This is a genomic window from Kribbella catacumbae DSM 19601 (genome assembly GCF_000372465.1).
GTDB lineage: Bacteria > Actinomycetota > Actinomycetes > Propionibacteriales > Kribbellaceae > Kribbella > Kribbella catacumbae.
Genome location: NZ_AQUZ01000003.1, coordinates 76580 through 101989, shown reverse-complemented (window position 1 = coordinate 101989; position 25410 = coordinate 76580). Strand labels below are relative to the sequence as shown.

General features: G+C 67.3%; 28 protein-coding genes. 15 read left to right on the top strand and 13 right to left on the bottom strand.

Going from position 1 to position 25410, the window contains the following annotated elements; all coding sequences use genetic code 11:
- Window positions 1-469: 469 nt before the first annotated feature.
- The 3 genes from A3ES_RS53790 to ychF all read right to left on the bottom strand — a co-directional run bounded on the left by A3ES_RS53790 (window position 470) and on the right by ychF (window position 2518).
- Window positions 470-643, bottom strand: a complete 174-nt coding sequence (locus A3ES_RS53790) for a hypothetical protein (protein ID WP_157630336.1) — start codon at window positions 641-643, stop codon at window positions 470-472.
- Window positions 640-1239, bottom strand: coding sequence for a hypothetical protein (locus A3ES_RS46235; protein WP_051084625.1), 600 nt, complete (start codon window positions 1237-1239; stop codon window positions 640-642). Before A3ES_RS46235 ends, A3ES_RS53790 begins: the two co-directional genes overlap by 4 nt.
- Window positions 1240-1441: 202 nt before the next feature.
- A complete protein-coding gene (gene ychF / locus A3ES_RS0104430) occupies window positions 1442-2518 on the bottom strand; it encodes a redox-regulated ATPase YchF (RefSeq protein ID WP_026162540.1) in 1077 nt (358 codons plus the stop codon).
- An 85-nt stretch (window positions 2519-2603) separates the two neighbouring features.
- On the opposite strand from ychF, the gene A3ES_RS0104425 reads away from it, so the two are divergent.
- The 3 genes from A3ES_RS0104425 to A3ES_RS0104415 all read left to right on the top strand — a co-directional run bounded on the left by A3ES_RS0104425 (window position 2604) and on the right by A3ES_RS0104415 (window position 5637).
- Complete coding sequence (locus A3ES_RS0104425) at window positions 2604-3488, top strand: DUF817 domain-containing protein (protein ID WP_237744853.1); 885 nt, start codon at window positions 2604-2606, stop codon at window positions 3486-3488.
- Window positions 3489-3563: 75 nt separating this feature from the next.
- Complete coding sequence (locus tag A3ES_RS0104420) at window positions 3564-4346, top strand: polysaccharide deacetylase family protein (RefSeq protein WP_020385574.1); 783 nt, start codon at window positions 3564-3566, stop codon at window positions 4344-4346.
- 67 nt (window positions 4347-4413) lie between these two features.
- Window positions 4414-5637, top strand: coding sequence for a DNA recombination protein RmuC (locus tag A3ES_RS0104415; protein WP_020385573.1), 1224 nt, complete (start codon window positions 4414-4416; stop codon window positions 5635-5637).
- Window positions 5638-5797: 160 nt separating this feature from the next.
- Here the strand turns inward: A3ES_RS0104415 and A3ES_RS0104410 are convergent, their stop codons facing one another.
- Complete coding sequence (locus tag A3ES_RS0104410; RefSeq protein ID WP_020385572.1) at window positions 5798-6871, bottom strand: mandelate racemase/muconate lactonizing enzyme family protein; 1074 nt, start codon at window positions 6869-6871, stop codon at window positions 5798-5800.
- 201 nt (window positions 6872-7072) lie between these two features.
- Here A3ES_RS0104410 and A3ES_RS0104405 point away from each other — a divergent pair, with 201 nt between their 5' ends.
- The 3 genes from A3ES_RS0104405 (at window position 7073) to A3ES_RS0104395 (ending at window position 9163) form a co-directional block, all read left to right on the top strand.
- A complete protein-coding gene (locus A3ES_RS0104405; protein ID WP_020385571.1) occupies window positions 7073-8263 on the top strand; it encodes a glycoside hydrolase family 64 protein in 1191 nt (396 codons plus the stop codon).
- 127 nt (window positions 8264-8390) lie between these two features.
- Window positions 8391-8717 carry an ArsR/SmtB family transcription factor gene (locus A3ES_RS0104400; protein WP_020385570.1) on the top strand — a complete coding sequence of 109 codons (327 nt, stop codon included), beginning with the start codon at window positions 8391-8393 and terminating at the stop codon, window positions 8715-8717.
- The gene (locus A3ES_RS0104395) at window positions 8714-9163 is read left to right on the top strand and encodes an SRPBCC family protein (protein WP_020385569.1); all 450 of its coding nucleotides are present in this window, start codon (window positions 8714-8716) and stop codon (window positions 9161-9163) included. Before A3ES_RS0104400 ends, A3ES_RS0104395 begins: the two co-directional genes overlap by 4 nt.
- On the opposite strand, the gene A3ES_RS0104390 is transcribed toward A3ES_RS0104395, so the two are convergent.
- Window positions 9147-9755, bottom strand: a complete 609-nt coding sequence (locus A3ES_RS0104390) for an NAD(P)-dependent oxidoreductase (protein WP_020385568.1) — start codon at window positions 9753-9755, stop codon at window positions 9147-9149. The two genes, A3ES_RS0104395 and A3ES_RS0104390, sit on opposite strands and share 17 nt — an antisense overlap.
- A gap of 84 nt (window positions 9756-9839) precedes the next feature.
- Here A3ES_RS0104390 and A3ES_RS0104385 point away from each other — a divergent pair, with 84 nt between their 5' ends.
- The gene (locus A3ES_RS0104385; RefSeq protein ID WP_020385567.1) at window positions 9840-10238 is read left to right on the top strand and encodes a winged helix-turn-helix transcriptional regulator; all 399 of its coding nucleotides are present in this window, start codon (window positions 9840-9842) and stop codon (window positions 10236-10238) included.
- A 184-nt stretch (window positions 10239-10422) separates the two neighbouring features.
- Here A3ES_RS0104385 and A3ES_RS0104380 read toward each other — a convergent pair whose 3' ends face one another.
- Window positions 10423-11454 (bottom strand): 4-hydroxy-3-methylbut-2-enyl diphosphate reductase, encoded by a 1032-nt coding sequence (locus A3ES_RS0104380; protein ID WP_051084628.1) that lies wholly within the window; start codon window positions 11452-11454, stop codon window positions 10423-10425.
- Window positions 11455-11637: 183 nt separating this feature from the next.
- Here A3ES_RS0104380 and A3ES_RS0104375 point away from each other — a divergent pair, with 183 nt between their 5' ends.
- The 3 genes from A3ES_RS0104375 (at window position 11638) to A3ES_RS0104365 (ending at window position 16451) form a co-directional block, all read left to right on the top strand.
- Window positions 11638-14745, top strand: a complete 3108-nt coding sequence (locus A3ES_RS0104375) for a M14 family metallopeptidase (RefSeq protein WP_026162537.1) — start codon at window positions 11638-11640, stop codon at window positions 14743-14745.
- A 255-nt stretch (window positions 14746-15000) separates the two neighbouring features.
- Window positions 15001-16215 carry an exodeoxyribonuclease VII large subunit gene (xseA, locus tag A3ES_RS0104370; protein ID WP_026162536.1) on the top strand — a complete coding sequence of 405 codons (1215 nt, stop codon included), beginning with the start codon at window positions 15001-15003 and terminating at the stop codon, window positions 16213-16215.
- A complete protein-coding gene (locus A3ES_RS0104365; protein ID WP_020385563.1) occupies window positions 16212-16451 on the top strand; it encodes an exodeoxyribonuclease VII small subunit in 240 nt (79 codons plus the stop codon). Before xseA ends, A3ES_RS0104365 begins: the two co-directional genes overlap by 4 nt.
- Here the strand turns inward: A3ES_RS0104365 and A3ES_RS0104360 are convergent.
- Window positions 16441-17067 carry a TetR/AcrR family transcriptional regulator gene (locus tag A3ES_RS0104360; RefSeq protein ID WP_020385562.1) on the bottom strand — a complete coding sequence of 209 codons (627 nt, stop codon included), beginning with the start codon at window positions 17065-17067 and terminating at the stop codon, window positions 16441-16443. The genes A3ES_RS0104365 and A3ES_RS0104360 overlap by 11 nt on opposite strands.
- A 41-nt stretch (window positions 17068-17108) precedes the next feature.
- Here A3ES_RS0104360 and A3ES_RS0104355 point away from each other — a divergent pair, with 41 nt between their 5' ends.
- A complete protein-coding gene (locus A3ES_RS0104355; RefSeq protein ID WP_020385561.1) occupies window positions 17109-17708 on the top strand; it encodes a flavodoxin family protein in 600 nt (199 codons plus the stop codon).
- Window positions 17708-18028 carry a DMT family transporter gene (locus A3ES_RS0104350; protein ID WP_020385560.1) on the top strand — a complete coding sequence of 107 codons (321 nt, stop codon included), beginning with the start codon at window positions 17708-17710 and terminating at the stop codon, window positions 18026-18028. The genes A3ES_RS0104355 and A3ES_RS0104350 overlap by 1 nt, the downstream gene beginning before the upstream one ends.
- 8 nt (window positions 18029-18036) lie before the next feature.
- Here the strand turns inward: A3ES_RS0104350 and A3ES_RS0104345 are convergent, their stop codons facing one another.
- Window positions 18037-18711 (bottom strand): nucleotidyltransferase family protein, encoded by a 675-nt coding sequence (locus A3ES_RS0104345; protein ID WP_020385559.1) that lies wholly within the window; start codon window positions 18709-18711, stop codon window positions 18037-18039.
- A gap of 119 nt (window positions 18712-18830) precedes the next feature.
- Window positions 18831-19448 carry a DUF4245 domain-containing protein gene (locus A3ES_RS0104340; protein ID WP_020385558.1) on the bottom strand — a complete coding sequence of 206 codons (618 nt, stop codon included), beginning with the start codon at window positions 19446-19448 and terminating at the stop codon, window positions 18831-18833.
- Window positions 19449-19510: 62 nt separating this feature from the next.
- On the opposite strand from A3ES_RS0104340, the gene glpX reads away from it, so the two are divergent.
- The gene (gene glpX, locus A3ES_RS0104335; RefSeq protein ID WP_020385557.1) at window positions 19511-20545 is read left to right on the top strand and encodes a class II fructose-bisphosphatase; all 1035 of its coding nucleotides are present in this window, start codon (window positions 19511-19513) and stop codon (window positions 20543-20545) included.
- A complete protein-coding gene (locus A3ES_RS0104330) occupies window positions 20542-21495 on the top strand; it encodes a carbohydrate kinase family protein (protein ID WP_020385556.1) in 954 nt (317 codons plus the stop codon). Before glpX ends, A3ES_RS0104330 begins: the two co-directional genes overlap by 4 nt.
- A 5-nt stretch (window positions 21496-21500) precedes the next feature.
- Here the strand turns inward: A3ES_RS0104330 and A3ES_RS0104325 are convergent, their stop codons facing one another.
- The 4 genes from A3ES_RS0104325 to A3ES_RS0104310 all read right to left on the bottom strand — a co-directional run bounded on the left by A3ES_RS0104325 (window position 21501) and on the right by A3ES_RS0104310 (window position 23589).
- Entirely contained in the window at window positions 21501-21917 is a 417-nt protein-coding gene (locus A3ES_RS0104325; RefSeq protein ID WP_020385555.1) for a hypothetical protein, read from the bottom strand.
- Between the two features lie 253 nt (window positions 21918-22170).
- Window positions 22171-22470, bottom strand: a complete 300-nt coding sequence (locus A3ES_RS0104320; protein WP_026162535.1) for a helix-turn-helix domain-containing protein — start codon at window positions 22468-22470, stop codon at window positions 22171-22173.
- A gap of 1 nt (window position 22471) precedes the next feature.
- Window positions 22472-22825, bottom strand: coding sequence for a type II toxin-antitoxin system RelE/ParE family toxin (locus A3ES_RS0104315; protein WP_020385553.1), 354 nt, complete (start codon window positions 22823-22825; stop codon window positions 22472-22474).
- Window positions 22826-22884: 59 nt separating this feature from the next.
- Window positions 22885-23589, bottom strand: a complete 705-nt coding sequence (locus A3ES_RS0104310) for a DUF1707 SHOCT-like domain-containing protein (RefSeq protein WP_020385552.1) — start codon at window positions 23587-23589, stop codon at window positions 22885-22887.
- Window positions 23590-23733: 144 nt separating this feature from the next.
- Between A3ES_RS0104310 and A3ES_RS0104305 the strand changes: the two genes are divergently transcribed.
- Window positions 23734-25410 carry a fumarate hydratase gene (locus A3ES_RS0104305; protein WP_020385551.1) on the top strand — a complete coding sequence of 559 codons (1677 nt, stop codon included), beginning with the start codon at window positions 23734-23736 and terminating at the stop codon, window positions 25408-25410.

The following is a 25410-nucleotide window of genomic DNA, read 5'->3' as shown; positions in this document are numbered from 1 at the left end:
AATAACGCCGACCACAGCAGGCATTACCGAGCATTCCACCAGGCCAAGACGGCGGCCGAGCGCGCTCGGCTTTGTCCACGAACGAAGACAAGGAGCCGGTGTCTTCGAACGCAGACACTGGCCGGGAGTGCGCACCTACCAGCTCAGGCACCTGGCCACACGTGAAGCGGAACTCCACCCAGTCACCTCGCCAACCAACGTCAACTGGCGTCGGACGGGAACGGCCGTCATCCCCGGTCCTCGACCAACTGCCAACCGACTGACGGCTACCACGAACCCCGGCCGGCCGACGGTGGCCTCGCCCGTCCGGGGCCCGGCGAAGAAGCTCGGCTGAGGGTCGTTGAGCTGCCATCTGATGGTGGACGACGTAGTAGCCGACGTACGGGCGTTAGCCGCCTAATCGCTTCATCGTGAAGGTGAGACGTAACAGATGTTTCGCTCAGGAAGCATGCTGCATGTCTACTGCTCCTCAAGCATCTTCGCCGTTCAAATCTTCGCTTTGGGGACTTTCCTCGCTTGATTGTTCTTTTCTTTTCGAGTTGAACAACCCCGCTACATTGGACCCAACGGCGCCTGCTGTTCCGGCAATCGCGCCGGCTATGTTCTTGGCCTTGTTCGGCGCCATTTCATCGACTCGCTTCACGGCTGCCAGGTAGACCTCCGCGTCGACATTCGGAGGTGGGAGCTCCCTGAGATGCTCGATGAGCCGTTTCGATTGATTTCGGAGAGTGACAAAGGTGAGGCCGCCTGACACCACTCCCCCACCACCGGAACGACATTGCTCGCAGTCCTGGCGAAGCTCTGCTTGGTTACGTGCACTCCGATAACCCGCAGCGTCTGCTTCATCGGGACGTACCACGCGGTTTTGGTCAGGGCCACACTTGCGATCTTTTTCTGGACGGCGGGACGGGCAACTTGAGTTGCAAAGAGACCCACTGAGACCGATGCACCGCCGACCCCCATCATGATGCCGAGGAACGCCGCGAGGATGCCCAAAGATTCATCATCCAAGTCGTCGATGTCATCCAAGAACGACTGCCAGCCATAGAGGTAGGCGATCTTCTGCATAACCCTGAAGGCGTGAACATAGAATTGAGTGATGTCAGCAGGCACCGTGCCGATCATGGCAAACCCGCCAGGCAGGCCGGCCGCGAACGACAATGCCGTGGATTTTCTGGTCTCGAACTCGATAACACTTCTGGCGATCTCATCGAGTACGGCCGGCGAAATGCCCGCCACCGCTGGATTCTCGCTGACAGCTCGATCTATCGCGGCTGCACCGATACCTCTTCGGTGAAGTTCTGCCCTGAGGAACTGCGCCCGGTCGATGCGGACGCCACATAGCCGTATGACTTTCTTCAGGAACGCTATGGCGAATTACTCAGCCTCGCTGTCCTGCTCAGCTACGTCGACGACTACCAGCCCATATCCGTAGCGAGAACTAGACGTTGAAGCGGAATTCCACGACGTCGCCGTCGGACATGATGTAGTCCTTGCCTTCGATTCGGACCTTGCCGGCGGATTTGGCGGCGGCCATGGAGCCGGCGGCGATCAGGTCGGTGAAGGAGACGATCTCGGCCTTGATGAAGCCGCGCTGGAAGTCGGTGTGGATGACGCCGGCTGCCTCGGGGGCAGTGGCGTCCTTCTTGATCGTCCAGGCGCGGGATTCCTTGGGGCCTGCCGTGAGGTAGGTCTGCAGGCCCAAGGTCTCGAAGCCGACGCGGGCGAGCACGTCCAGGCCGGGCTCTTCGACGCCCATCTCGGCGAGCATCTCGCGGGCCTCGTCCTCGTCGCCGAGCTCGACCAGTTCGGCCTCGAACTTCGCGTCCAGGAAGATCGCCTCGGCCGGTGCCACCAGGTCGCGCATCTGCTGCTTCAGCGACTCGTCGGCCAGTTCGTCGGCGTCGCAGTTGAAGACGAACAGGTACGGCTTGGCCGTCATCAGCATCAGTTCGCGGATCGCGTCGCGGTCGACGTTGGTGGCGATGATCGGCGTACCGGCCTCGAGCTGCTTCTGCGCCTCGCGGACCGCTTCCAGGACGGCGACGCTCTCCTTCTTCAGCCGCGACTCCTTCTCCAGCCGCGGGATCGCCTTCTCGACGGTCTGCAGGTCGGCCAGGATCAGCTCGGTCTGGATCGTGGAGATGTCGTCGGCCGGTGAGACCTTGCCGTCGACGTGGGTGACGTCGTCGTCGCGGAACACCCGGGTGACCTGGCAGATCGCGTCCGACTCGCGGATGTGGCTGAGGAACTTGTTGCCCAGCCCTTCACCCTCCGACGCGCCGCGGACGATGCCGGCGATGTCGACGAACTGCACGGTCGCCGGCAGTTGCTTGGCCGAGCCGAAGACTTCGGCCAGCTGGCCCAGCCGCGCGTCCGGTACGCCGACGATCCCGACATTGGGCTCGATCGTCGCGAACGGGTAGTTCGCCGCGAGCACGTTGTTCTTGGTCAGCGCGTTGAAGAGGGTGGACTTGCCCGCGTTGGGGAGCCCGACGATTCCGATGGAAAGTGCCACGGGCAGCAAGAGTACGCGGCCGGACCCGCCGCACCCCAATCCGCCGGCGCCCGAACCAGCCGAGGGCAAGCAGCGTCTCCAGTCTGTGACCAGTTGGACAGCTCGCCTCGGCCATCGATCACGCCTTGTGGTCGCCTGCTCGCAGTTCCTGCGGTTCGGGCTGACGCAACTGGTCTCCTGTCTCTTCCCCGCCGCGCTCTTCGCCGGCCTCGCGGTCTCGAAGTACCTCAGCCTCCCGATTGCCCGGAACGACGCTCTGCTGGTCTTCTGTCTGCTGCTGACGTTCGGGTTCTGGCTGGCCGGACTGGAGACGTGGCGCGAGATCGCGGTGATCTTCGGCTTCCATCTCGTCGGGCTGGCGCTGGAACTGTTCAAGGTCCAGATCGGCTCCTGGCAGTACCCCGGCGACGCGGTGACGAAGTTCGGCGGGGTGCCGCTGTTCGCGGGCTTCATGTACGCCGCGGTCGGCAGCTACATCTGCCAGGCCTGGCGCCGATTCGACCTGCGGGTGAGTGGTTATCGCCCGATCCTCACCACTGTGCTCGCAGTACTGATCTACGCGAACTTCTTCACCCACCACTGGATCGTGGATCTGCGCATCCCGATCGCGCTCGGACTTCTGCTCGTACTGCGCCGCACCTGGGTCTTCTACACAGTCGGCGCCCGGCGATACCGGATGCCGCTGGCGTTGTCGTTCGCGCTGATCGGCTTCTTCCTCTGGATCGCGGAGAACTTCGGCACCTTCCTGGACGCGTGGAACTACCCCGACCAGGTGGACGTCTGGCGGCTCGTGCACCCGGCGAAGTTCGGCGCTTGGGCGCTGCTGGTCAGCATGAGTTTCGTGCTGGTCGCGAGCGTGAAGTCCTTGGAGGGAAGGCTTTATCACCGCGGTACGCCGGCCAGCGTAGCGACTCCGACAGCGACTGAGATCTCCCCGCAACACAGGATTGCCAACCGGGTCAGGACCTAGGGCGTCTCATCTACTGAAAGCTCCTTGAGGGGGAGCGTGTCTGGGGAACATCCGCCTGATCTGCAAGGGAGCATCATGTCCCGAAAGCTTGCCGCCATCATCGCGACCGGGGCCGCGGCCGCTCTGGTCATCGGCTCGTTGATCGCCTTGGCGATAGGACATACGACCCCGCCCAAGCCGACGTCAGCGGCCAATGTCACACCGTCCACGACGCCGAGTGAGACACCGACCACCACGCCCACCCCCGGTACGCCGGGCGGGCCGGACACCAATACGCCGCGGACACCGGCCGGCGATCCGACCGCCGCCGCAGCAGCCGGCAACAAGAAGGTGCTGTTCTTCAGCTTCGACGACGGCCCGGACCCGGTCTGGACGCCGAAGATCCTGCAGGTACTGGCGAAGTACGGTGCCCACGCAACCTTCTTCGAGCTGGGCAAGATGCAGGCCGCGCACCCCGGGCTGCGGGAGCAAATCCTTGCCGCAGGCAACACAATCGGCAGCCACTCGATCACTCACCCGCAGCTGACCGCGCTCCCGGCCAAGAACCGCCGGCACGAGATCTTCGACGGCCCGAAGTCGAAGTGCTTCCGCCCGCCGTACGGCGCCTCGAACCCGAAGGTCCGCGCCGATATCAAGGCGGCCGGCATGGTCCAGGTGCTCTGGGACGTCGACCCGCGCGACTGGGCCCGTCCCGGCACGCAGGCGATCGTCAACAACATCATGACCCACGCTCACCGCCGCAATATCATCTTGATGCACGACGGCGGCGGCGACCGCACGCAGACCGTGGCGGCCCTGGACAAGGCCCTCCGGTTGCTGAAGGCCCAGGGCTACTCGTTCCCGGCAATGGCCTGCTGACCTGCTATTTCGTCTGTCTGGGCTTGTCGTCCGGAAATTGTCGGTGGCGTCTGCGACTGTCTGTGACATGACCGGTACTGCGGTTCTGCTGCTCCTGGTGTTCTTGCTGGTCGGGCTTGGGCTCGGCTGGGTGTTCGGCGTGCTCTGGTCGCGAGGGCGGGACGGTGCTTCGCTCGCGCGGATCACGGCCGAGCGGGACGCGGCTGAGGACAGGGTGGTGGAGCTCACGCAGGAGCGGACCACGGTCGGGCAGCAGATGTCAGGCCAGGCAGTGGTCAAGGAGTCGCTCGACCGATTGCATGCCCAACTCAACCAATTGGAGAAGGGCCGCGCTGCCTGGCAGAGCGAGTTGCACCAGCAGGTGAACGAAGTACGGATGAGCGGGGAGGCGTTGCGCCGGGAGACCGCTTCGCTGTCGACCGCGCTGCGAAAACCGCAGGTGCGGGGGCGATGGGGTGAGCTGCATCTCCGGCGTACGGTCGAGCTGGCCGGCATGGTCGCGCACTGCGACTTCACCGAGCAGACGACGACCACGACGGACGACGGGCTGCTGCGCCCCGACATGGTGGTGAGACTTGCCGAGGGCAAGAATCTGGTCGTCGACTCGAAGGTGCCACTGGCCGCGTTCCTGGAGGCGGCGGAGAGCGACGACGCGGACTTCCGCGAGGAACGCCTGCGGGCCCACGCGCGGCACCTGCGCACGCACGTCGATCAGCTCTCGGCGAAGGCGTACTGGTCGAGACTCCCGTCGACGCCGGAGTTCGTCATCCTCTTCGTCCCCGGCGAGTCGTTCCTCTCGGCAGCGCTGGACATCGAGCCGAGCCTGCTCGAGTACGCCGCTGAGCGCCGCGTCATCCTGGCGACTCCGACGACCCTCATCGCCACCCTGCGAGCAGCCGCGTACGCCTGGAACCAGTCGGCCCTGACCGAGTCGGCCCAGCAGGTGTTCGAGCTCGGCCGCGAACTCTACGAACGCCTCAGCACCATGGGCGAGCACCTCAGCCGGGTGGGCCGCTCCCTGACCTCAGCCGTCGACGCCTACAACAGCACCGTCGGCTCCTTCGAACGCCGCGTCTTCACCACCGCGCGCAAACTCCGCGACCTCCATGTCACCGAAGCCGAGCTCACCGCGATGGAATCCATCGAGGCGTCCGCCCGTCCCCTGACAGCTCCCGAGTTCCTGGCCATCGACGACACCCCCGACACCCACCGCTGGCTCCCCGGCCCGACCATCGACAAGACCCGCCGAGAGCCCCCACCCCTGCCCGGCCTCGACACCCAAACCGGCTAGTGGTGTGTCGCGTCAAAAACTCGAGTGCTGGCGGTGTCCAGGTGGGTGCCTCGCAAGGCGGAGGGAAGGGCTCGATGTTTTTCCATCGTGCCCTTTCCTCCAACGCGGCGAGGTGCCCGCCTGGGCGCCGCCAGTGCCGAGTTTTTGACGCGACACACCACTAGCTGGGCAACGGCAGGCCGAAGCCGGGGCGGTCGGGGACTGTGAGTTCGCCGTCTCGCCAGAGGTACGCGCTGGTGTCCACGCCGAGCGTTTCGCCGGGAACGCTTTCAACCGTGTCGACGCGGCCCAGGCCGGCGGCGAGCTGAGCGGCGTACAGGGTCTTGAGTGGTAGTCCCCAGGCGTGCGGTGAGGCGTGGACGCCGAGCTCGGCGATTCCCGGCATCACCGAGCGCCAACTCGTCAGCCCGAACGAGACCACATCCATCAGCAGGACGTCGAGGTCTCCGCGCCGGGCGATCTCCAGCAGGAGCTCCAGGTCAGGATCGCTCTCGCCTTCCGCGATCAGCGTCGCCGATCCGGCCTCCCGCAGATGACTCCGCAACCGAGCCAGGTCGTCCGGGTCGTCAAGGAACGGTTCCTCCACCCAGTACAGCTGGCAGTCGTCGACCGCCCGCAGGTACTCGAGGAAGCCGTCGCAGTCGTAGCCGTCGTTGGCATCCACGAGGATCCGGTACTCCGGATAAGCCTCCCGGACAGCCCTGGTCACCTCGATGTCCCTGGCATCACCCGCCGCGCGCTCCATCCACCGGTTCCCGCGCCCGATCTTCAGCTTGAACGCCCGATATCCAGCCGCAGCGTCGGCAGCACAGTCAGCAAGTACTGCGGACACTCCGCGCGGACCCTCGTCGGGATCGAGATCGGCGAAGTAAATCGCACCGTCGTACGCCGGAACCGTGGCCGGCCCTTGTCCGCCGAGCAGCGCATGCACCGGCACATCCTCGATCTGTCCCACCAGGTCATGCAGCGCGAAGTCCAACCCTCGCAGCGAGTCATCCCGCACACCCGCAGCAGGATCGATCAGCTCATCCACTGACCGCCCGACCACGTCGACAGCCGAGACCGGACCGGCGACCAGCCCCCACCCGACCTTCCCGGTGTCGGTGCGGACGATCACGATCCCGTCCTCACCACCATCACCGTGACTGCCCAGCCGCGCGTTCCGCCCGACAACCCGCGGATACCGAGTACGGACAGTCGAGAACTCGACGCTCGTCACAAAGTGCTGACCCATGCCCCACAGCATTGACAGCCAAGTCCCATCAGAAACCCGAGGGAGTGGGCATATCAAGCGTCGGAAAGCCGCCACGGGTCAGAGGTTGACAAGTTGGGTGGAGGATCCAACGATGAGAGCGCTCTCACTCGTCCGGTGATCCACCGTCCCTCGTCGGATGAGCTCCACCTTCTCTCGCACGGGACAAACTGAGGAGGAGTTGTGCGCATCAAACACAAACTGCTGGCGGTTCTGGCCGCCGCGAGTACCGTCGCCGCCGGGCTCGTCGCGACCGTCGCGATGCCGGCCGACGCGGTGCCGGCGACCATTCCGCTGAAGATCTCCAACAGTTCCGGCCGTGGCGACGCCGTCTACATCTACAACCTCGGCACCAACCTGCAGACCGGCCAGCAAGGCTGGGCCGACGCGAACGGCACCTTCCACGCCTGGCCCGCGGGCGGCAACCCGCCCACCCCGGCACCCGACGCATCCATCGCCGGGCCCGCCAACGGCCAGTCGATCACCATCCGGATGCCGAAGTTCTCCGGCCGGGTCTACTTCTCCTACGGTCAGAAGCTCGTCTTCAAGCTGACCACCGGTGGCCTGGTGCAACCGGCCGTCCAGAACCCGAGCGACCCCAACCGCAACATCCTGTTCAACTGGACCGAGTACACGCTGAACGACTCCGGCCTGTGGATCAACAGCACCCAGGTCGACACGTTCTCCGCCCCGTACGCCGTCGGCGTCCAACTCGCGAACGGCAGCACCAAGAACACCGGCCACCTCAAGCCCGGCGGCTACAACAACTTCTTCAACGCACTCCGCGGCCAGCCCGGCGGCTGGGCGAACCTGATCCAGACAGCACCCAACGGGTCCGTACTGCGGGCGCTCGCGCCGACGTACGGGGTCGAGACCGGCGCGCTGCCGGCCTCGATCATGGACGACTACGTCAACCGGGTCTGGTCGAAGTACAGCTCGCAGACGCTCACCGTCACGCCGTTCGGCAACCAGCCGAACACCAAGTACTTCGGCCGCGTCTCGGGCAACGTCATGAACTTCACCAACACCTCCGGCGCGGTGGTCACCTCGTTCCAGAAACCCAACTCGGCCAGCATCTTCGGCTGCGCGGGTCTGCTCGACGCACCGAACGACCTGGTCCGCGGGCCGATCTCACGCACGCTGTGCGCCGGCTTCAACCGGTCCACGCTGCTGACCAACCCGAACCAGCCCGACGCGAACAACTCGGGCTTCTACCTCGACAACGTCACCAACCACTACTCCCGCAAGATCCACGCGCAGATGGTCGACGGCAAGGCCTACGGGTTCGCCTTCGACGACGTCGGCGCCCACGAGTCGCTCGTCCACGACGGCAACCCGCAGCAGGCCTACATCACCCTCGACCCCTTCAACTGACCGACAGCCGGTACCGGCCTAAGGCCGGCCGATCAGCGACCCCGGGTCTCCCGCCACTGCCCGCGCGGGGGACCCGGGGTTCTCCCTGCCCTTGACAGGCGAGATGGTTAGTGGGAGCTTACCGTTCGTGGGCACTTACCAAGCCGGCGCCGTGCTCGACGCCCTCGGCGATCCGACCAGACGCACGATCCTGGAGACCTTGCGCCGCGGCGGGCCGAGTTCGGTGACCGGGCTGGCTGAGCGGGTGCCCGTCAGCCGGCCCGCGATCTCCCAGCATCTGAAGGTGCTCGGCCTGGCCGGGCTGGTCGACCACGAGGCTCAGGGCACGAGGAACATCTACCGGATCGATCGGGCCGGCCTCGACGAGGTACGGAGCTGGCTGGATCAGTTCTGGGGTGACGCGCTGGACGCCTTCGCGGAGCACGTACGACAGACCGAAAAGGAGCAGGCATGAGCATCGCGCCACTGACCAAGCGGGTGGTCGTGCCGGCCGACCCGGACCGTGCATTCGAACTGTTCACCGCCGAGATGGGCGCCTGGTGGCCGCTCGCGACCCACTCGGTCGGCCAGAGCAAGGCGACCGACGTCAAGCTCGAAGGCGCCGTCGGCGGCCGGATCATCGAGTACGGCGAGGACGGGCCGGTCGGCTACTGGGGCACGATCTCCGACTGGGACCCGCCGAAGAGCCTCTCCTTCACCTGGCACCCCGGCAGCGACCCGACACAGGCCGGCCACATCACCGTCAGCTTCAAACCGGTCGACGACGGCACCGAGGTCGAACTGACCCACACCGGCTGGGACCGCCACCCCGGCGGCGCCGAGGCCCGCGCGGCCTACGACACCGGCTGGGACTACACCCTCAACCTCTACACCGCAGAGGTCGCTAGTAGCCGACAGTGAAACGGCGGCGGGAATGGGCCGGCTGCTCGATCTCGTCAACCAGCGCGATAGCGAAGTCCTCAGCGGAGATCTGGTGGCCTACTGGCTCGTCGAGGCCGAGGCGGAAGACGCCGGTACGCTCGCCGGGCTCGATCACCTGGGCGGGCGACAGCAACGTCCAGTCGACACCGGCCGGCGTCGCACGCAAGGTGTCGAGCACCCCGGCAAGGACCAGCGCCTCGGCCTTGTAGATCTCCGGGAAGCCCGGGCCGTCCACCAAACGCTTGCCATCGACAACCAAACTGCCCGCGCCACCGACCACCAGCAACCGCGTCCCACCAGCCGACGCGATCAGGGTGTCGATCGCATCCACGAACTTCTGCGGATCTCCCCCGGTCCGGCTCGGCCCCATCGCCGACACCAGTACGTCGACCGACGACGCGAGCTCCTTCACCGACACCGCATCGTTCGCAGTACCGGCAACAGCCCGTACGCCGGCCGGCACCTCGCCACCCGACCGGGTGATGCCGACTACCTCATGCCCCCGGCTGACCGCCTCGGCCGCCACCCGGCTGCCGATCATCCCGCTCGCACCGTAGATCGCGATCTTCACTGCCACTCTCCTTCGTCGACCGAACTCAACCCGGCCGACAGTAACCATTGGTAACCAGCTACTTCAACGTGCTATAAGTACCTGGTGGTTACTAATGGAGAGCATCTCGTCGCCAAGATCTTCAGCCGCGGCGACGTCTTCGACCCCGACTGCCCGACCCGGGTGGTGCTGGACCGCATCGGCGACAAGTGGACCGTGCTGTCCGTCCTGCTGCTGAGCAAGGGCCCGCTCCGGTTCACCGAGCTCCGCGACGGCATCGGCCGGGTCGCGCCCAAGGTGCTGACCCAGACGCTGCGCCGGCTCCAACGCGACGGCCTGATCACCCGCGAGGTCTTCGCCGAAGTACCGCCCCGGGTCGTCTACACGCTGACGCCGCTGGGCGAGTCGCTGATCGGACCGATCCGGGCCGTCAGCGACTGGGCCGAGGAGCACATGCCGGCCATCTCGGCGGCACAGAACAGTTACGACCTCGACTCCGCCTGATCACGACTCAACCTTTCGCCCCTGCCCGGTCATCACACTGCTGACCGAGACAGTGCCGCCTCGGTCCTCGCACTGCTGACCGAGACGACAACCCGGCCGGCACCTTCACCTTCATCTACACCGTCCGGTACTGCGGGCCGAAAGGACCGTTCACCGTCACGAAGAGCTTGCCGGTGGTGATCCGTTAGGCGTGGTCGGACGTGCCTGTGGTCGCCATGCCGGCGGCCTTCAGGTCGGTACGGAGCTCGCGCGGCAGCGAGAACACCAGGCTCTCCTCCGCCGTGGTGACCTCCTGCACCTCGCCGTACCCGCGCTCGGCGAGCCAGCTGAGCACATCGCGCACGAGCAGCTCGGGCACGCTGGCGCCGCTGGTGACGCCGACCGAGTCGACGCCTTCCAGCCAGGACTCGTCGATCTCGGCGGCATAGTCGACCAGGTGGCCGGCCTGGGCGCCGTGCTCGAGGGCGACCTCGACCAGGCGGACCGAGTTCGAGGAGTTGCGGGAGCCGACCACGATCATCAGGTCGACGTCCGGCGCCATCTTCTTCACCGCGGTCTGCCGGTTCTGGGTGGCGTAGCAGATGTCGTCGCTCGGCGGGTCCTGCAGCTTCGGGAACCGCTCGCGCAACCGGCGTACGGTCTCCATCGTCTCGTCCACCGAGAGCGTCGTCTGGGACAGCCAGACCACTCGCTCCGGGTCACGGACGACGACGTTCGGCACGTCGCCCGGGCCGTCCACCAGGTGAACGTGCTCCGGCGCCTCGCCGCTGGTACCGATCACTTCTTCGTGCCCGTCGTGACCGATCAGCAGGATGTCGAAGTCGACGGCGGCGAATCGCTTGGCCTCGTGGTGCACCTTGGTGACCAGCGGGCAGGTCGCGTCGATCGTCTTCAGCTGCCGCGCGGCGGCCTCCTGGTGCACCACCGGGGCCACGCCGTGCGCGGAGAAGATCACCGTCTCGCCCTCGGGCACCTCGTCGGTCTCGTCGACGAAGATCGCGCCGCGCGCCTGCAGCGTCGAGACGACGTGCTTGTTGTGCACGATCTCCTTGCGCACGTAGACCGGCGGCCCGTACAGGTCGAGCGCCTTCTCGACCGCCACCACGGCCCGGTCGACACCGGCGCAGTACCCCCGCGGGGCCGCTAGCAGCACCCGCTTCGTTTTCAGCGCGGTCGGCGTTCCGGTGTTCTCAGGCTGGGCAGTCACAGTCTCCATCGTACGGGCCACCTGCTGACGGCCCGGAAACGGCTTGGTGAAGAGCATCACGGCGATCGATTGCCTTTCGCAATCAACTGGTAGCACAGAGCGACAAGAACGCGCGCCCGGACCGAGCTGTTGACTCCCGGCCCGGACCGCTGGACTCTGCACAGAGATGCACCGTCGACCGGGGAGGGCGACATGCGTAAATCACCTGTTTTCCTGGCAGTACTGGCACTTGCCGCGGGCGCGCTGGTTGCGGGTCCAGCGGCCACCGCCGGACCGGCTCAAGGGGGTGATGGCGGATTAGAGGTGTACGTCGGCGACCTCGCCCCGGACCAGCTGCAGAAGCTGGCGGAGCTCGGCCTTGACCACGAAGACGTCTCGACCGGCGAGGCGAAGAACGGCAAGGTCAGCGTCGAGGCGATCATCACCGACCTGGAGGCCGACAAACTGCGCGCCGACGGCGTCGACCTGAGGGTCAAGAAGGTCAAGGGCCGGGACGCCTCCGACGAGGCCGCGCGGCTCGCCCTAGCCGGCCAAACCGTCTACCGCTCGTACAGCGAGGCCGGTGGCATCCGCGACGAGCTGATCGCGACCGCCCGCGCACACCCCGGGCTGGCCAAGCTGGTCAACCTCGGCAAGTCCGTCAACGGCCAGAACATCTACGCGGTCAAGGTGACCAAGAGCGCCCGTTACCTACCGGACGGCACGCGGCCGGCGGTGCTGTACGCCGGCGCCCAGCACGCGCGCGAGTGGATCACGCCCGAGATGGTGCGCCGGCTGATGCATCACTACCTGGACGGCTACGGCACTAGTGCAGAGCTGACCAAGCTGGTCAACACCACCGAACTGTGGTTCCTGCCGGTGGCCAACCCCGACGGCTACGACTACACCTTCACCGAGAACAACCGGTTGTGGCGCAAGAACCTGCAGGACAACAACGGCGACGGTGTCATCGACGGCCTGGACGGCGTGGACCCGAACCGCAACTTCGCGGTCAAGTGGGGCTATGACAACGAAGGCTCATCACCCGATCCGAGCAGCCAGACCTTCCGCGGTACCGGTCCGAACTCCGAGCCCGAGACGCAGGCGCTCGACCGGCTCTTCCGGCAGATCCGCTTCAAGCACTTCATCAACTACCACTCCGCGGCCGAACTGCTGCTGTACGGCCTCGGCTGGCAGGTGAGCACGCCCACGCCGGACGACGTCATCTACGAAGCGATGGTCGGCGACGACGCGAACCCGGCGGTGCCCGGCTACGACCCGGACATCTCGGCGGAGCTCTACACCACCAACGGCGACACCGACACCCACGCCACGGTCGCGTACGGCATCCTCGGATTCACCCCGGAGATGACGACCTGCCAGGTCGTGTCCGCCTCGGACCCGAACGACGAGTGGCTACCCGAGGATTGTGTCAGCGGCTTCAACTTCCCCGACGACGAGGAACTGATCCAGGCCGAGTTCGCGAAGAACATCCCGTTCGCGCTCTCGGTCGCGAAGTCGGCCCACGACCCCGACGACCCGGTCTCCGTGGTCGGCCTGCAGGCCGCCGACCTGGTGATCGACCCGTTCGCGGTCTCGCACGGCCGCACCCAGCCGGTCGCAGTCACCGCGAAGCGGGCGCTGAAGAGCATGCGGATCAACTACAAGATCAACGGTGGCCGCACCGTCAGCGACACGGTCGCGGAGTGGAACGGCGGTGAGCGGTACGGCGATACGCACAGCGACTACTACGCCGAGTTCCGCGGGACGGTACGCCGTACCAGGCCTGGTGACTCCGTCGAGGTCTGGTTCACCGGCTTCAAGCCAGGCAAGGGCCCGGTCGCGAGTGACCACTTCACGTACAAGGTCGCTGCCGATATCGGCGGGACGGTGCTGATCCTGGCCGCCGAGGACGTCACGGGTCTCAGCCCGGTCCAGGGCGTGACGACCGCCAAATACGCCGACGAGTACGCCGCCGCGCTCACTGCCGCCGGTCGCAGCTCGGACGTGTACGACGTGGACGCCAACAACAGGACCGCACCGCACCACCTCGGCGTGCTGTCGCACTACCGGGCGGTGGTCTGGGAGCACGGCGACGACATCATCACCCGTGAGGTCGGCCAAGTGGGTGGCACCGCCGCCGAACTGGCACTGGACCTCGAGTTGAGCGTCCGCGACTACCTCAACGAGGGCGGCAAGCTTCTCTACACGGGCAAGTACGCCGGCTTCGCCACCGGCGCGGACGGGGTCTATTGGTACAACCCGTTCGAGGAAACGCAAACCGAGTGCAGGACTCCGCAGGTCTACCCCTGTCTGCCCCTGCTGAACGACTTCCAGCAGTACTGGCTCGGGGCCTACAACTACGTCGACAACGGCGGTACCGGCGACACCGGGCCGTTCCCGATCGCCGGGGTCAGCGGCGCCTTCAACGGGTTCGCCGGAACACTCAACGGTGGCGACTCCGCGAACAACCAGAACCACACGGCGGCGTTCCTGCTGACTTCCAGCTTCCTGCCACCCGCGCAGTTCCCGCAGTTCGCGAGTTCGGCACCCTTCAAGTGGCAGCGGCCGGGGGGCGCGCCGTACGAGCCGTTCACCGGTGACTGGTACCTCTACAGCCAACGGGCGGACGTGAGCTACAAGCGGCTGACCCGCACGATCGACCTGACCGGTATGACGTCGGGCTCGCTCTCCTTCAAGGCGTCGTACGACACAGAGGCCGACTGGGACTACCTCATGGTCGAGGCGCACACCGTCGGCCTGGACAACTGGACGACGCTGCCGGACACCGGAGGGCATACGGGGCAGGACACCGGCCTGAGCTGCCCGGCCGGCTGGGTGGCACAGCTGCATCCGCACCTGGCTCACTACCAGAACGCGGCCTGCGAGCCGACCGGCAGCAGCGGGGCGTGGCATGCCGCCACCGGCACCAGCTCCGGCTGGCAGGACTGGAACGTCGACCTGACGGCCTATGCCGGCAAGCAGGTCGAGGTCTCGATCAGCTACGTCAGTGACTGGGGCACACAGGGTCTGGGCGTCTTCCTCGATGACGCCAAGGTCACCATCGGTGGAGCAACCTCGACCGAGACGTCCTTCGAAACCGACCTGGGCGGCTGGACCGTGTCCGGCCCGGCCGAGGGTTCCGCAGCCAACCCGAACGATTGGATCCGCACGCAGACCGCCTTCGAGGAAGGCGCCGGCGTGACCACCCAGGACACGGTGTTCGTCGGCTTCGGCGCCGAGGGACTCACCACCCAGGCGATGCGCAACGACCTGATCCGCCGATCGATGCTCCACCTGCTCGGGCCGTCAGGACCGTAACCGGCATCCTGGTTGCCTCCAGCAATCAAAAGGAGTTGAGGAGTCGCCCGCCCTATCCGGGCGACTCCTCACCAGGAGGTGTTCACTCCCTCAAGAATGCGGCCCATCCACCCTTGACGCAAAGGATTTATCGCTGCGTACGGCGCCCCGCGGCTTCGGCCCGTCGATGTCCAAGAGGAGGTACGGGGTGCTGGATGGCGCGCAACATACTGGGGGCTGCCGGGGATTGTCGGTGTGGGCCCGTAGAGTCGCCGGGTGGCATTGGAGACTTCGCCGGATGCGCCTGCGGCCGTTCGTACTATTGCGAACGGTATTGCCGGCTGGATCAACCAGCTCGGCGCCGTGTGGGTCGAGGGGCAGCTGACGGACGTCTCGGCGGGGCGGGGCATGACGACCGTCTTCGGCACCCTGCGCGACACCGACGCGGACATCTCGCTGCGCTTCACCTGCAACCGGCGGATCTTCGAGTCGGTGGATCCACCGGTCACCGACGGCTCCCGCGTCGTGGTGAACGCGAAACCCAACTTCTTCGCCAAGCGCGGCACGCTGGCGCTCGCGGTCAGCGAGATCCGGCACGTCGGCATCGGCGAACTGCTCGCCCGGATCGAGCGCCTCAAGCAACTACTCGCCGCCGAAGGACTCTTCGCGGCGTACCGCAAGAAGCCGTTGCCGTTCCTGCCGCACACGATCGGGCTGATCTGCGGGCGCGACTCGGCCGCCGAGCGCGACGTCCTGGAGAACGCCAAGCGCCGCTGGCCGGCAGTCGCGTTCCGGGTCGAGTACGCGTCGGTCCAGGGCCCGTCCGCGGCCGGCGAGGTGATGACCGCGCTGCGCCGGCTGGATGCCGACGAGGCCGTCGAGGTGATCGTGATCGCGCGTGGCGGCGGTTCGCTCGAAGACCTGCTGCCGTTCTCCGACGAAGGCCTGATCCGCGCCGTCTCCCAAGCCCGTACGCCGATCGTCAGCGCGATCGGCCATGAGCCCGATTCCCCGCTCCTCGACCTGGTCGCCGACCTGCGCGCCTCGACCCCGACCGACGCCGCCAAGCGGATCGTCCCGGACGTGCGCGAGGAGCTCGACGGCGTACGGCTCCTGCGCGAACGCGGATTGCGCGCGATCCGCGGCTGGCTGGACCGCGAGACGCATGCGCTCGCAGCGATCCGCAGCCGTCCGGCCCTCGCCGCACCGACGACGGACCTGCAGCGCCGGTCGGACGAGATCGCCGCCCTGGTCGACCGGAGCCGGCGGACCCTGACCCATCGGCTGGATCGCGCCGGAGACGATCTCGCACACCGGCTGGCCAGCGTGCGCGCGCTGTCCCCCAAGGCGACGCTCGACCGCGGGTACTCCGTGCTCCAGCTGGCCGACGGGACCGCGGTACGGGAGGTCGGTCAGGTGTCTGCGGGTGATGTGCTGAACGCACGGGTCAGCGACGGCCGCTTCGACGTAGAAGTGAAGGAGAGCAAGTGAGCAAGAGCGCCGAACCGGCGGCCTGCCCGGAGATCTCGTACGAACAGGCTCGCGAGGAGCTCGTCGAGGTCGTCCGCAAGCTTGAAGCAGGCGGCACCACCCTCGAAGAATCCCTCGCCCTGTGGGAACGCGGCGAAGAACTCGCCACCACCTGCCAGCAATGGCTGGACGGCGCCCGCCAACGCCTGGCCGAAGCCCAGGCCAGCCACGAAGAAAAGCCTGGGACTACGAAGTAAGCAGAGCAGTAGCTGCGGCCGTCAGGCCCGACTGCATGCGGGCGAGGGTGAAGCCTTCCGCGCGCAGGGCCTGATGGAGGTCGGCCGCAAGCGGCGCCAGGATGAAGTGGGCCGTGTAGTCGGCATCCAGATCAGGCCGCGCCTCTTCGACCAGCATCGCGATATGGCGGTGCCAAAGGCGGTAGGAGCCGATTCGATAGCGGGCGCCGTCTGACGCGTTCTCGCTGTCGACGAAGAGCTCGACGTGCCGATCGAGGAGCTCGACGTACGCCGCCAGGAAGGCGTTCACCCGGTCGAGCGCGGGCGCGCCCGGACCCAGCGGCGGCGGGCCGGTCAGGATTCTCGCCTGGAGTTCCACCTCGCGCTCGTCGAGCAGCGCCACCGCCAAGCCGGCCCGGTCACCGAAGCGGCGGAAGACCGTGCCCTTGCCCACACCCGCCGCGGCCGCGATCGCGTCCAGCGACACGTTCTTCACACCTTGCTCGGCGAACAGCCGCTCCGCCGCCTCCAGCACCTTCAGCCGGTTCCGGCGCGCGTCGGCGCGTTCCGGGCGTGGTTCCCCCAGCACCGGCAGGCTTCGTTGTGAAACGGACTGCAGTCCGGTAAGGTCGTTCATAAGACGGACTGTAGTCCGCTCAAGACCTTGGAGGAAGCACCATGAGCAACCCATCTGCCCGGATCGCCGTCGCCTATCACTCCGGCTTCGGCCACACCGCGAGGCAGGCCGAGGCCGTCGCGGCGGGCGCGGCCGCAGTACCGGGAGCTGTCGCCGAACTGGTACCGCTGGACGAGCTGACCGATGAGGTGTGGGAGCGGCTGGGCGCCGCCGACGCGATCATCTTCGGCGCGCCGACCTACATGGGCAGCCCGAGCGCGGTCTTCAAGGCGTTCGCCGAGGCCAGCGTGAAGGTCTGGGCCGCCGACCTCGGCTGGCGCGACAAGATCGCCGCCGGCTTCACCAACTCCAAGGCGATGTCCGGCGACAAGCTGAACAGCCTGGTCGACATGGCCGTCTTCGCCGCGCAGCACGGGATGATCTGGGTCGGCCTCGACGTGTACCCCGGCTGGGCCGAGTCGACCGCGAGCATCGAGGACCTCAACCGGCTCGGCAGCTGGCTGGGTGCGATGGCGCAGTCCGACGCCGACCTGTCCGCCGAGAAGGCGCCGCCGGAGACGGACCTGCGGACTGCGGCCGCTCTCGGCGCCCGGGTCGCGACCGTGACCCTGCGCCATCAGCGCGGTTCGCTGGCGGCCTGATGGCTTGGCTGGTACTGATCGCGGCCGCCGCGTTCGAGATCGCGTTCGCGTTGAGCCTGAAGCCGAGTGACGGGTTCAGCCGGTTCTGGCCGACGGCCGGCGTACTCGTCTTCGGCGTGATCTCCGTCGCGCTGCTGGCGAAGACCCTGGACCGGCTTCCAGTCGGCACGGCGTACGCCGTCTGGACCGGGCTGGGGTCGATCGGAGTCGTCACCCTCGGCATCGTGTTCTTCGGCGAGCCACTCACGCTCCCCCGCGTCGCCTGCATCGCCCTCATCGTCGCCGGCGTCATCGGCCTCCGCCTCGCGGGCGCCGAATAGCCCGTCGGCTAGACGCGGCGGCGGCGGAGGCTGCGGCGGCCGATCCGGCCGCGGGTCGGTACGGCGGCCGGCGGCACGACCGGGGATTCGACTCCGAGCGCATCGGGCTGGGCGACCAGCGACTGGTAGTCGTCCCAGCTCTCGACCCGGAGCGGAATGTTGCCGACGGCATCGACATCGGTGACCGGGTGGCGGCCGGTCCCGATCACGCCCCAGATGTCCTGGTCGTTGCGCAGCTGCCGCAGCTCGCCGAACAGCTCCCGGCCGAACCAGCACGGGTTGCCCCGCCCGTTGTCGTAGCGGCTCACCCCGATCGGCGTCGACGGCCCGGCGACCTCCGCGACGAGCGACCAGACAGTGGCCGAGGTCACGCCCGGTTGATCACCGAACAAGACAACGATGCCGTCCGTACGCCGGTCCACCACGTCCAGGGCCGGCACGATCGAGGAACTGCCCGTGTCGGCATGCGGCGAATCGACGACCCGGGCGCCGTCCAGGTCGACGCGCTCGCGGACCTGCTCGGACGCGGTCCCCAGCGTCACGATCAACTGGTCGAAGCCGCAGTCCCGCGCGGTCCCCAATGAGGCACCGAGCAGGGTCTCACCCTGGTAGTCGAGCAACTGTTTGGGCACACCGAGTCGCGGCGATCCCTCAGCGGCCAGCACCAACCCCGTGACGAACACGGCCGCTCAACCCCTGACCTGGTCGATGTGTTCCATCCCAGGCTCCTTCGTCGATGGCCGATCCGACGATAAAAACCCATCCAGGCTCAGCGTGTCAACGGGTGATTGGAATTCACAATTCAGCGCAAAGTAGCAGCGAACGTTTCAAGCGCCTGATATCCGGCATTCCCGGTGACGATCGTGGTGGCCCCCGAGCCGATCAGAACGAGCGCATGCTCATCTTCTCGGTCCAGCAGGGTTTTGCGCTGCCAGACCACGCCGGCCACGGTCGACGTACCGTCGTCGCTGGTCTTGCCGAGTTCCTCGGACTGGAATCCCTTGCCGGTGACGTTGGACTGCTCCAGCCCGACGTATTTCTTCTGGTCGGTGACTATTCCCAGGTGCCAGGTCATCGGGCTTTGCTCCGGCGTCCGGAATTGCACGCTGGTCGCGGTCCAGCCGGCCGGCATCGGCTCGGGTCCGCGGATCCACGGCGCGACCTTCCGGGCCTCGGTCAGCTGAGGCGCGTACTCGACCGCGCGGATCTTCTCCGACTTCGGCCGCCAGGTGACGACCGCCAGGAACGCGACCACGATGAAGCAGGCCAGCAGCGCCCAGACCATGTTGGTCAGCGTCCGCGCCTTGGCCCGGTCGATCTTGTTCTGCGCACGGTAGGCCTCGGCCTCGGCGCGCACCCTGGCCTGTTCCGCACGGGCCGCCTGCTGCTTCGCCGCCTGCTCCTCACTTGTCGAGCTCATGGCACCAGTGTCCCCCGAGACCGATCGTCGCCCCACACCGGTCGTTGGCTACGATCCGTGGCATGAACGACCCGACCACTCCCCCTGCCCATCTCGAGGTCGGCGAGCACGCCCCCGACCGCAACCTGGCCCTGGAGCTGGTCCGGGTCACCGAGGCGGCCGCGATGGCGGCGGGTCGCTGGGTCGGCCGGGGCGACAAGAACGGCGCCGACGGCGCGGCCGTGAACGCGATGCGCACGCTGATCGGCACCGTCGGGATGAACGGCGTGGTGGTGATCGGCGAGGGCGAGAAGGACAACGCCCCGATGCTCTACAACGGCGAGCAGGTCGGTTCCGGCGACGGCCCGGAGTGCGACGTCGCGGTCGACCCGGTCGACGGGACGACGCTGGTGGCCAAGGGAATGGCCAACGGCATCGCGGTGATGGCGGTGGCGCCGCGCCATACGATGTACGACCCGTCCGCGGTCTTCTACATGGAAAAGCTCGTGGTCGGTCCCGAGGCCGCCGACGTGGTCGACATCCGGCTGCCGGTCGCCGAGAACATCCGCCGGGTGGCGAAGGCGAAGGGCTCGCCGGTCGACGACGTCACCGTCGTCCTGCTCGACCGGCCCCGGCACGACGACCTGGCCGCGCAGATCCGGGCGACCGGCGCGCGGATCAAGTTCATCAGCGACGGCGACGTGGCCGGCGCGGTCGAGGCGGCCCGGCCGGACACCGGCCTGGACATGCTGGTCGGCATCGGCGGTACGCCGGAAGGCATCATCGCCGCCTGCGCGATGAAGTGCATGGGCGGGATGATCCAGGGCAGGCTCTGGCCGAAGGACGACGAGGAACGGCAGAAGGCGATCGACGCCGGCCACGACCTCGACCGGGTGCTGTCCACCGACGATCTGGTCAGCGGCGACGACTGCTTCTTCGTCGCCACCGGCATCACCGACGGCGAACTGCTCCGCGGCGTCCGGTACCGCAGCTCGATCGCGCGCACCCACTCGCTGGTGATGCGTTCGCGCAGCGGCACGATCCGCAGCATCGAGAGTGAGCACCAGCTGTCCAAGCTGCGCGCCTACTCGGCGATCGACTTCGAGCACGCCCGATGACCGCACCCGTCCTCGTGATCGGCGAGGCCCTAGTGGACATCGTGTCCACCGGCAACGGCTCGGGCTCCGGCCGGAACGGGAAGAACAGCACCAAGGCGACCCCGGGTGGCTCCCCCGCCAACGTCGCGGTCGGCCTGGCCCGGCTCGGCCTGCCGACCGAGCTCGTCACCCGCTTCGGCACCGACCCGTACGGCGACCAACTCGGCGCGCACCTGTTCGGCAACGGCGTCCAGCTCTCACCAGGCTCGGTCGACCCGCAGTTCCGGACCAGTACTGCGACCGCCACGCTCGACGCCGATGGGGTCGCGTCGTACCAGTTCGACATCGCCTGGGAGCCGCCGGCGCTCTCCCTGCGACGGGGCAGCCCGGCAGTGCACACCGGCTCGATCGCGACCGTGCTCGAACCGGGTGCCGCGGCGATCCGCACCTTCCTGGATTCACTGGCGTCACAGCCGGTCACCGTGACACTCGACCCGAATGCGCGTCCGACGATCACGCCTGATCCGGAGAGCACCTGGGCCGCAGTACGGGCTCTTGCGGCTTCGGCCGATCTGGTGAAGCTGAGTGACGAGGACTGCGAGTTCCTCCGGCCCGGGTTGTCGCCGGACGAGATCGCGGCCGAGCTGCTGAGTGTCGACCGGACCAAGTGCGTAGTGATCACTCGCGGCGGCGACGGCGCCATCGGCGTCAGCCGGACCGCGCGGGTCGAGGTGGGCGCGCCCGCGATCAAGGTCGTCGACACCGTCGGCGCAGGCGACTCGTTCATGTCGGCGCTGATCGCAGGCCTGCACGCACGCCGGCTGCTGGGCGCAGTACGGCTGGAGGGCCTGGACGAGCGCACCCTCTACGACGTCGTCGACTACGCAGTAAAGGCCGCAGCAATCACCTGCACCCGCCACGGCGCCGACCCACCCACAGTCGCCGACCACACCGCAACCTGGGGCCCCTGACCGCATCACTGTCGGCCGCGCTGTAGCTGCCCCACCAGGTAACCGGCTCCGCTGGCGGTCGCCAGTACTGCGAACAGGCCGGCCGTGACGGCCCACAACCCGAGATCAGAGCGCGCAGTCTCCACCGCCCACACTGCACGAGCCCGGCCCGGCCGCGCAGCGGCGTACTCGATCGGCAGGACGTCACCCAACCGCAGGAAGTGCTCGCCGAGATCCCTCCCGATCTCGATCTCGTACTCCGCGCCGCCGGCGACGTACCGGACGAGGACGCTGCCGGAGCCCTTCACCATCAGGCCCGGTTCGAATATCTCGACCACCGTTCCGTCGACAACCGCCGTCGCCTCGTCCCATGCCAGCGAGTCCTGCCACGACGTCCCGGCGAGAAACCCGAAGCAGAGCGTCATCAGCAAGAAGAACCCCACCAGTGACCCCGGAACCAGCGGCCCACCCCACCGACGCCGGCCATCGGCGGACTTCCGAGCGTGTCTACCCTGCGGCTCCCGACCTCCGGCCGCCGCCGAAGCCGGCCTGATGCCCTGACCCCGACGAAGGGCAGACCGGATCCACGTCATAGCTGAAGTGTCCCTGAAGACAGGGCACCTCCACCCAAGCGCCCGGCCGTCACCGTCGACGAGCCCTCCACCCGGCTCCGCGCCCTCCGCGGCTTCCGACCGGCTACGCGGCTGAATGGTCTTGGTCGAACTTGACTACCAGATGAGCATCGAGGGCTTGGGCGATGCGCTCGAGCAATGCGAGTGTCGGCACGGTTCCGCCGGCCTCGAACCTGGCCAGCGCCGACTGCGTCATCCCCGCGGCCTCCGCCAGCCGGGTCTGGGTCCAGCCACGTCCCTCACGCATCTGACGCACAGCAGCCCCCAGTTCGAACGCGCGCCGAGTGGCGTCGTACGCCTGCTCCGCCCCCGGCTCAGCCATCCGCTCCCGCCGAAGCCCATCCCAGCCCTGTCGACCCGACACCTCAAACCTCCTCAGCCGTAGAGACCTCGTGCGACTCCTCGACACACCGCCGAAAGGCCCTGCGAGCCCTGTCGACCTCGCGAGTCTCTCGCATCCTCGACTTGCGAAACACCGTCAGCAGAACGATCCGCCGATCAGTAGCGATCCAGCAACTGATCCGCATCGCGTCCTGCTCAAGCCAGAACCGCAGCTCACGGAGTTTGCCGTCGAGCTGTTTCGTATACGGCTCACCGAGCAGCGGTCCTCGCTCAGCGAGCAGGTCGATGTAGAAGGCGGTTCTCGCGAAGAGCTCAGTCGGAAGGTCCTCGAGCCACGCCCTTAACTCGGCCTCGAGTTCAACGGTACCCCAGATCATAGCAAGGATGCTATAACGTTTCGATCACTCCGGGTAATCGGCGACTAGCGGATGAGTGATCAGGTGAGGCGGAGGCGTTTGCTGAGGCGGGGGCCTCGTTTGATCTTGATTTCGCCGAGGATGGCGGTGCCGCGGATGTGGAAGACCTTGGGTGGGGTGGTCGGCGGGTCGATGACGCCGCCGATGCCGGCTGCCTGCTCGGAGACTGAGCCGAGGATCGGGTTGCTGTCCAGGTGCACGATCGCGTTCTGCGGTACGCGGATTTTCACGTCGGCGAGGATCGACTTCACGTCGACGTAGACCTCGTCGTACGGGAGCTGCGCCTCGGTGTAGTCCAGCGTCACGTCACCGAGGACCGCGTTGACCTCCTGGTGCTGCGGTGCGAGCCAGCCGCCGGTGCGCTTGGCCTCGGACAGGAACGCGTTGATGACCGGCGCGTGCACCGTCATCCCGGGCCCCGGCTGGGCCGCCGGCGCGACGCCGGCACCGGGTGCGGTGGTGCCTGGCGCGGTCGGGCCGTTCGGGAGGTCGGCGGCGATCTCGACCAGCTCGCCATAGGTCTTGGCGGCATACAGGACCTCCAGCCGGTCCTCCAGCTCGGTGTAGCTCAGCCGGCCCTCGCCCGCCGCATCGCGCAGTACGTCCGCGACTTCCTCCCGCTCGAAGTCCGACACGCGCCGGCGCAGCGCCAGCTCGTCGCCGGTCGGCTGCGCGGCCGGAAGGTCCTGCGGGCGGTTCGGCTGCGATGCGTCGTCTTGGGCCACGGTAAAACTCTACGTCCGCCCCGGGCCGCTCGCCGATAAGGAATAACCCCGGCTGCCCCCTGAGGTCGTCCCGAGTACCCAGCGAGACGCCCGGCGCGGGGCGGAACTAGGCTGGTGGGGTTCTGAGACCACTTGCCTGGAGGTATGCCGGTGTCCGCCGACTTCAACTACTCCGAACTGCTCCCGCTGGGCGCCGACGACAGGGAGTACCGGCTTCTCACCACCGAGGGAGTGAGCACGTTCTCCGCGGGCGGCCGCACCTTCCTGCAGGTGGAGCCCGCCGTGCTGCAGCAGCTCACGGCCGAGGCGATGCACGACATCTCGCACTACCTGCGTACTGCGCACCTCACCCAGCTGCGCCGGATCATCGACGACCCGCAGGCGTCCGGCAACGACCGGTTCGTCGCGCTCGACCTGCTGAAGAACGCGAACATCTCGGCCGGCGGCGTGCTGCCGATGTGCCAGGACACCGGTACGGCGATCGTGATGGGCAAGAAGTCCGAAGGCGTGCTGACCGGCGCGGTCGACGAGGAGTGGATCAGCCGGGGCGTGTACGACGCGTACACCAAGCTCAACCTGCGCTACTCGCAGATGGCGCCGCTGACCATGTGGGACGAGAAGAACACCGGCTCGAACCTGCCGGCCCAGATCGAGCTCTACTCGACGCCGGGCTCGGCCGCGGCGGATCCGGCGTACAAGTTCCTCTTCATGGCCAAGGGTGGCGGTTCGGCGAACAAGTCGTTCCTGTTCCAGGAGACCAAGGCGGTGCTCAACCCGGACGGGATGATGAAGTTCCTGGACGAGAAGATCCGCTCACTCGGTACCGCGGCCTGCCCTCCGTACCACCTGGCGATCGTCGTCGGCGGGACGTCCGCGGAGTACGCACTGAAGACGGCGAAGTACGCGTCGGCGCATTATCTCGACTCGCTGCCGACGACGGGATCGCCGCTGGGGAACGGGTTCCGCGATGTCGAGCTGGAGGAGAAGGTCTTCGAGCTGACCCAGGAGTTCGGGATCGGCGCCCAGTTCGGTGGCAAGTACTTCTGCCACGACGTCCGGGTGATCCGGCTCCCCCGGCACGGCGCGTCCTGCCCGGTCGCGATCGCGGTGTCCTGCTCGGCGGACCGGCAGGCGCTGGCGAAGATCACGCCGGAAGGTGTTTTCCTGGAGCAGCTCGAGCGCGACCCGGCGCGGTTCCTGCCGGACACCACGGACGAGCACCTGGCGGACGAGGCCGAGGTGGTCCGGATCGACCTGAACCGGCCGATGGCGGAGATCCGCACGGAACTGTCGAAGCTGCCGGTGAAGACACGGCTGTCGCTGAACGGGCCGCTGGTGGTGGCGCGCGACATCGCGCACGCCAAGATCAAGGAGCGGCTCGACGCGGGCGAGCCGATGCCGCAGTACCTGAAGGATCACGCGGTGTACTACGCGGGGCCGGCCAAGACGCCGGAGGGTTACGCCTCCGGGTCCTTCGGGCCGACCACGGCCGGGCGGATGGACGCGTACGTCGACCAGTTCCAGGCAGCCGGCGGTTCGTTCGTAATGCTTGCCAAGGGCAACCGCTCGGCCAAGGTAACGGCGGCCTGCAAGGAGCACGGCGGCTTCTACCTCGGCTCGATCGGCGGCCCGGCGGCCCGGCTCGCGCAGGACTGCATCAAGTCCGTCGACGTGATCGAGTACGCCGAACTCGGAATGGAAGCCGTCTGGAAGATCGAGGTCGAGGACTTCCCCGCCTTCGTCGTCGTCGATGACAAAGGCAACGACTTCTTCACCGACACCCGCAAGCCGGTCCCACTGACAGTCCGCCCACGAAGCTGA

What these genes read in the sequence shown, in the direction of transcription:
- A3ES_RS0104420 (WP_020385574.1), top strand. Translation starts at nt 3,564, where the DNA reads ATGTCCCGAAAGCTTGCCGCCATCATCGCGACCGGGGCCGCGGCCGCT.
- A3ES_RS0104415 (WP_020385573.1), top strand. Translation starts at nt 4,414, where the DNA reads ATGACCGGTACTGCGGTTCTGCTGCTCCTGGTGTTCTTGCTGGTCGGG.
- A3ES_RS0104410 (WP_020385572.1), bottom strand. Translation starts at nt 6,871, where the DNA reads ATGGGTCAGCACTTTGTGACGAGCGTCGAGTTCTCGACTGTCCGTACT.
- A3ES_RS0104395 (WP_020385569.1), top strand. Translation starts at nt 8,714, where the DNA reads ATGAGCATCGCGCCACTGACCAAGCGGGTGGTCGTGCCGGCCGACCCG.
- A3ES_RS0104380 (WP_051084628.1), bottom strand. Translation starts at nt 11,454, where the DNA reads ATGGAGACTGTGACTGCCCAGCCTGAGAACACCGGAACGCCGACCGCG.
- A3ES_RS0104375 (WP_026162537.1), top strand. Translation starts at nt 11,638, where the DNA reads ATGCGTAAATCACCTGTTTTCCTGGCAGTACTGGCACTTGCCGCGGGC.
- A3ES_RS0104360 (WP_020385562.1), bottom strand. Translation starts at nt 17,067, where the DNA reads ATGAACGACCTTACCGGACTGCAGTCCGTTTCACAACGAAGCCTGCCG.
- A3ES_RS0104355 (WP_020385561.1), top strand. Translation starts at nt 17,109, where the DNA reads ATGAGCAACCCATCTGCCCGGATCGCCGTCGCCTATCACTCCGGCTTC.
- A3ES_RS0104350 (WP_020385560.1), top strand. Translation starts at nt 17,708, where the DNA reads ATGGCTTGGCTGGTACTGATCGCGGCCGCCGCGTTCGAGATCGCGTTC.
- A3ES_RS0104340 (WP_020385558.1), bottom strand. Translation starts at nt 19,448, where the DNA reads ATGAGCTCGACAAGTGAGGAGCAGGCGGCGAAGCAGCAGGCGGCCCGT.
- glpX (WP_020385557.1), top strand. Translation starts at nt 19,511, where the DNA reads ATGAACGACCCGACCACTCCCCCTGCCCATCTCGAGGTCGGCGAGCAC.
- A3ES_RS0104330 (WP_020385556.1), top strand. Translation starts at nt 20,542, where the DNA reads ATGACCGCACCCGTCCTCGTGATCGGCGAGGCCCTAGTGGACATCGTG.
- A3ES_RS0104315 (WP_020385553.1), bottom strand. Translation starts at nt 22,825, where the DNA reads ATGATCTGGGGTACCGTTGAACTCGAGGCCGAGTTAAGGGCGTGGCTC.
- A3ES_RS0104305 (WP_020385551.1), top strand. Translation starts at nt 23,734, where the DNA reads ATGCCGGTGTCCGCCGACTTCAACTACTCCGAACTGCTCCCGCTGGGC.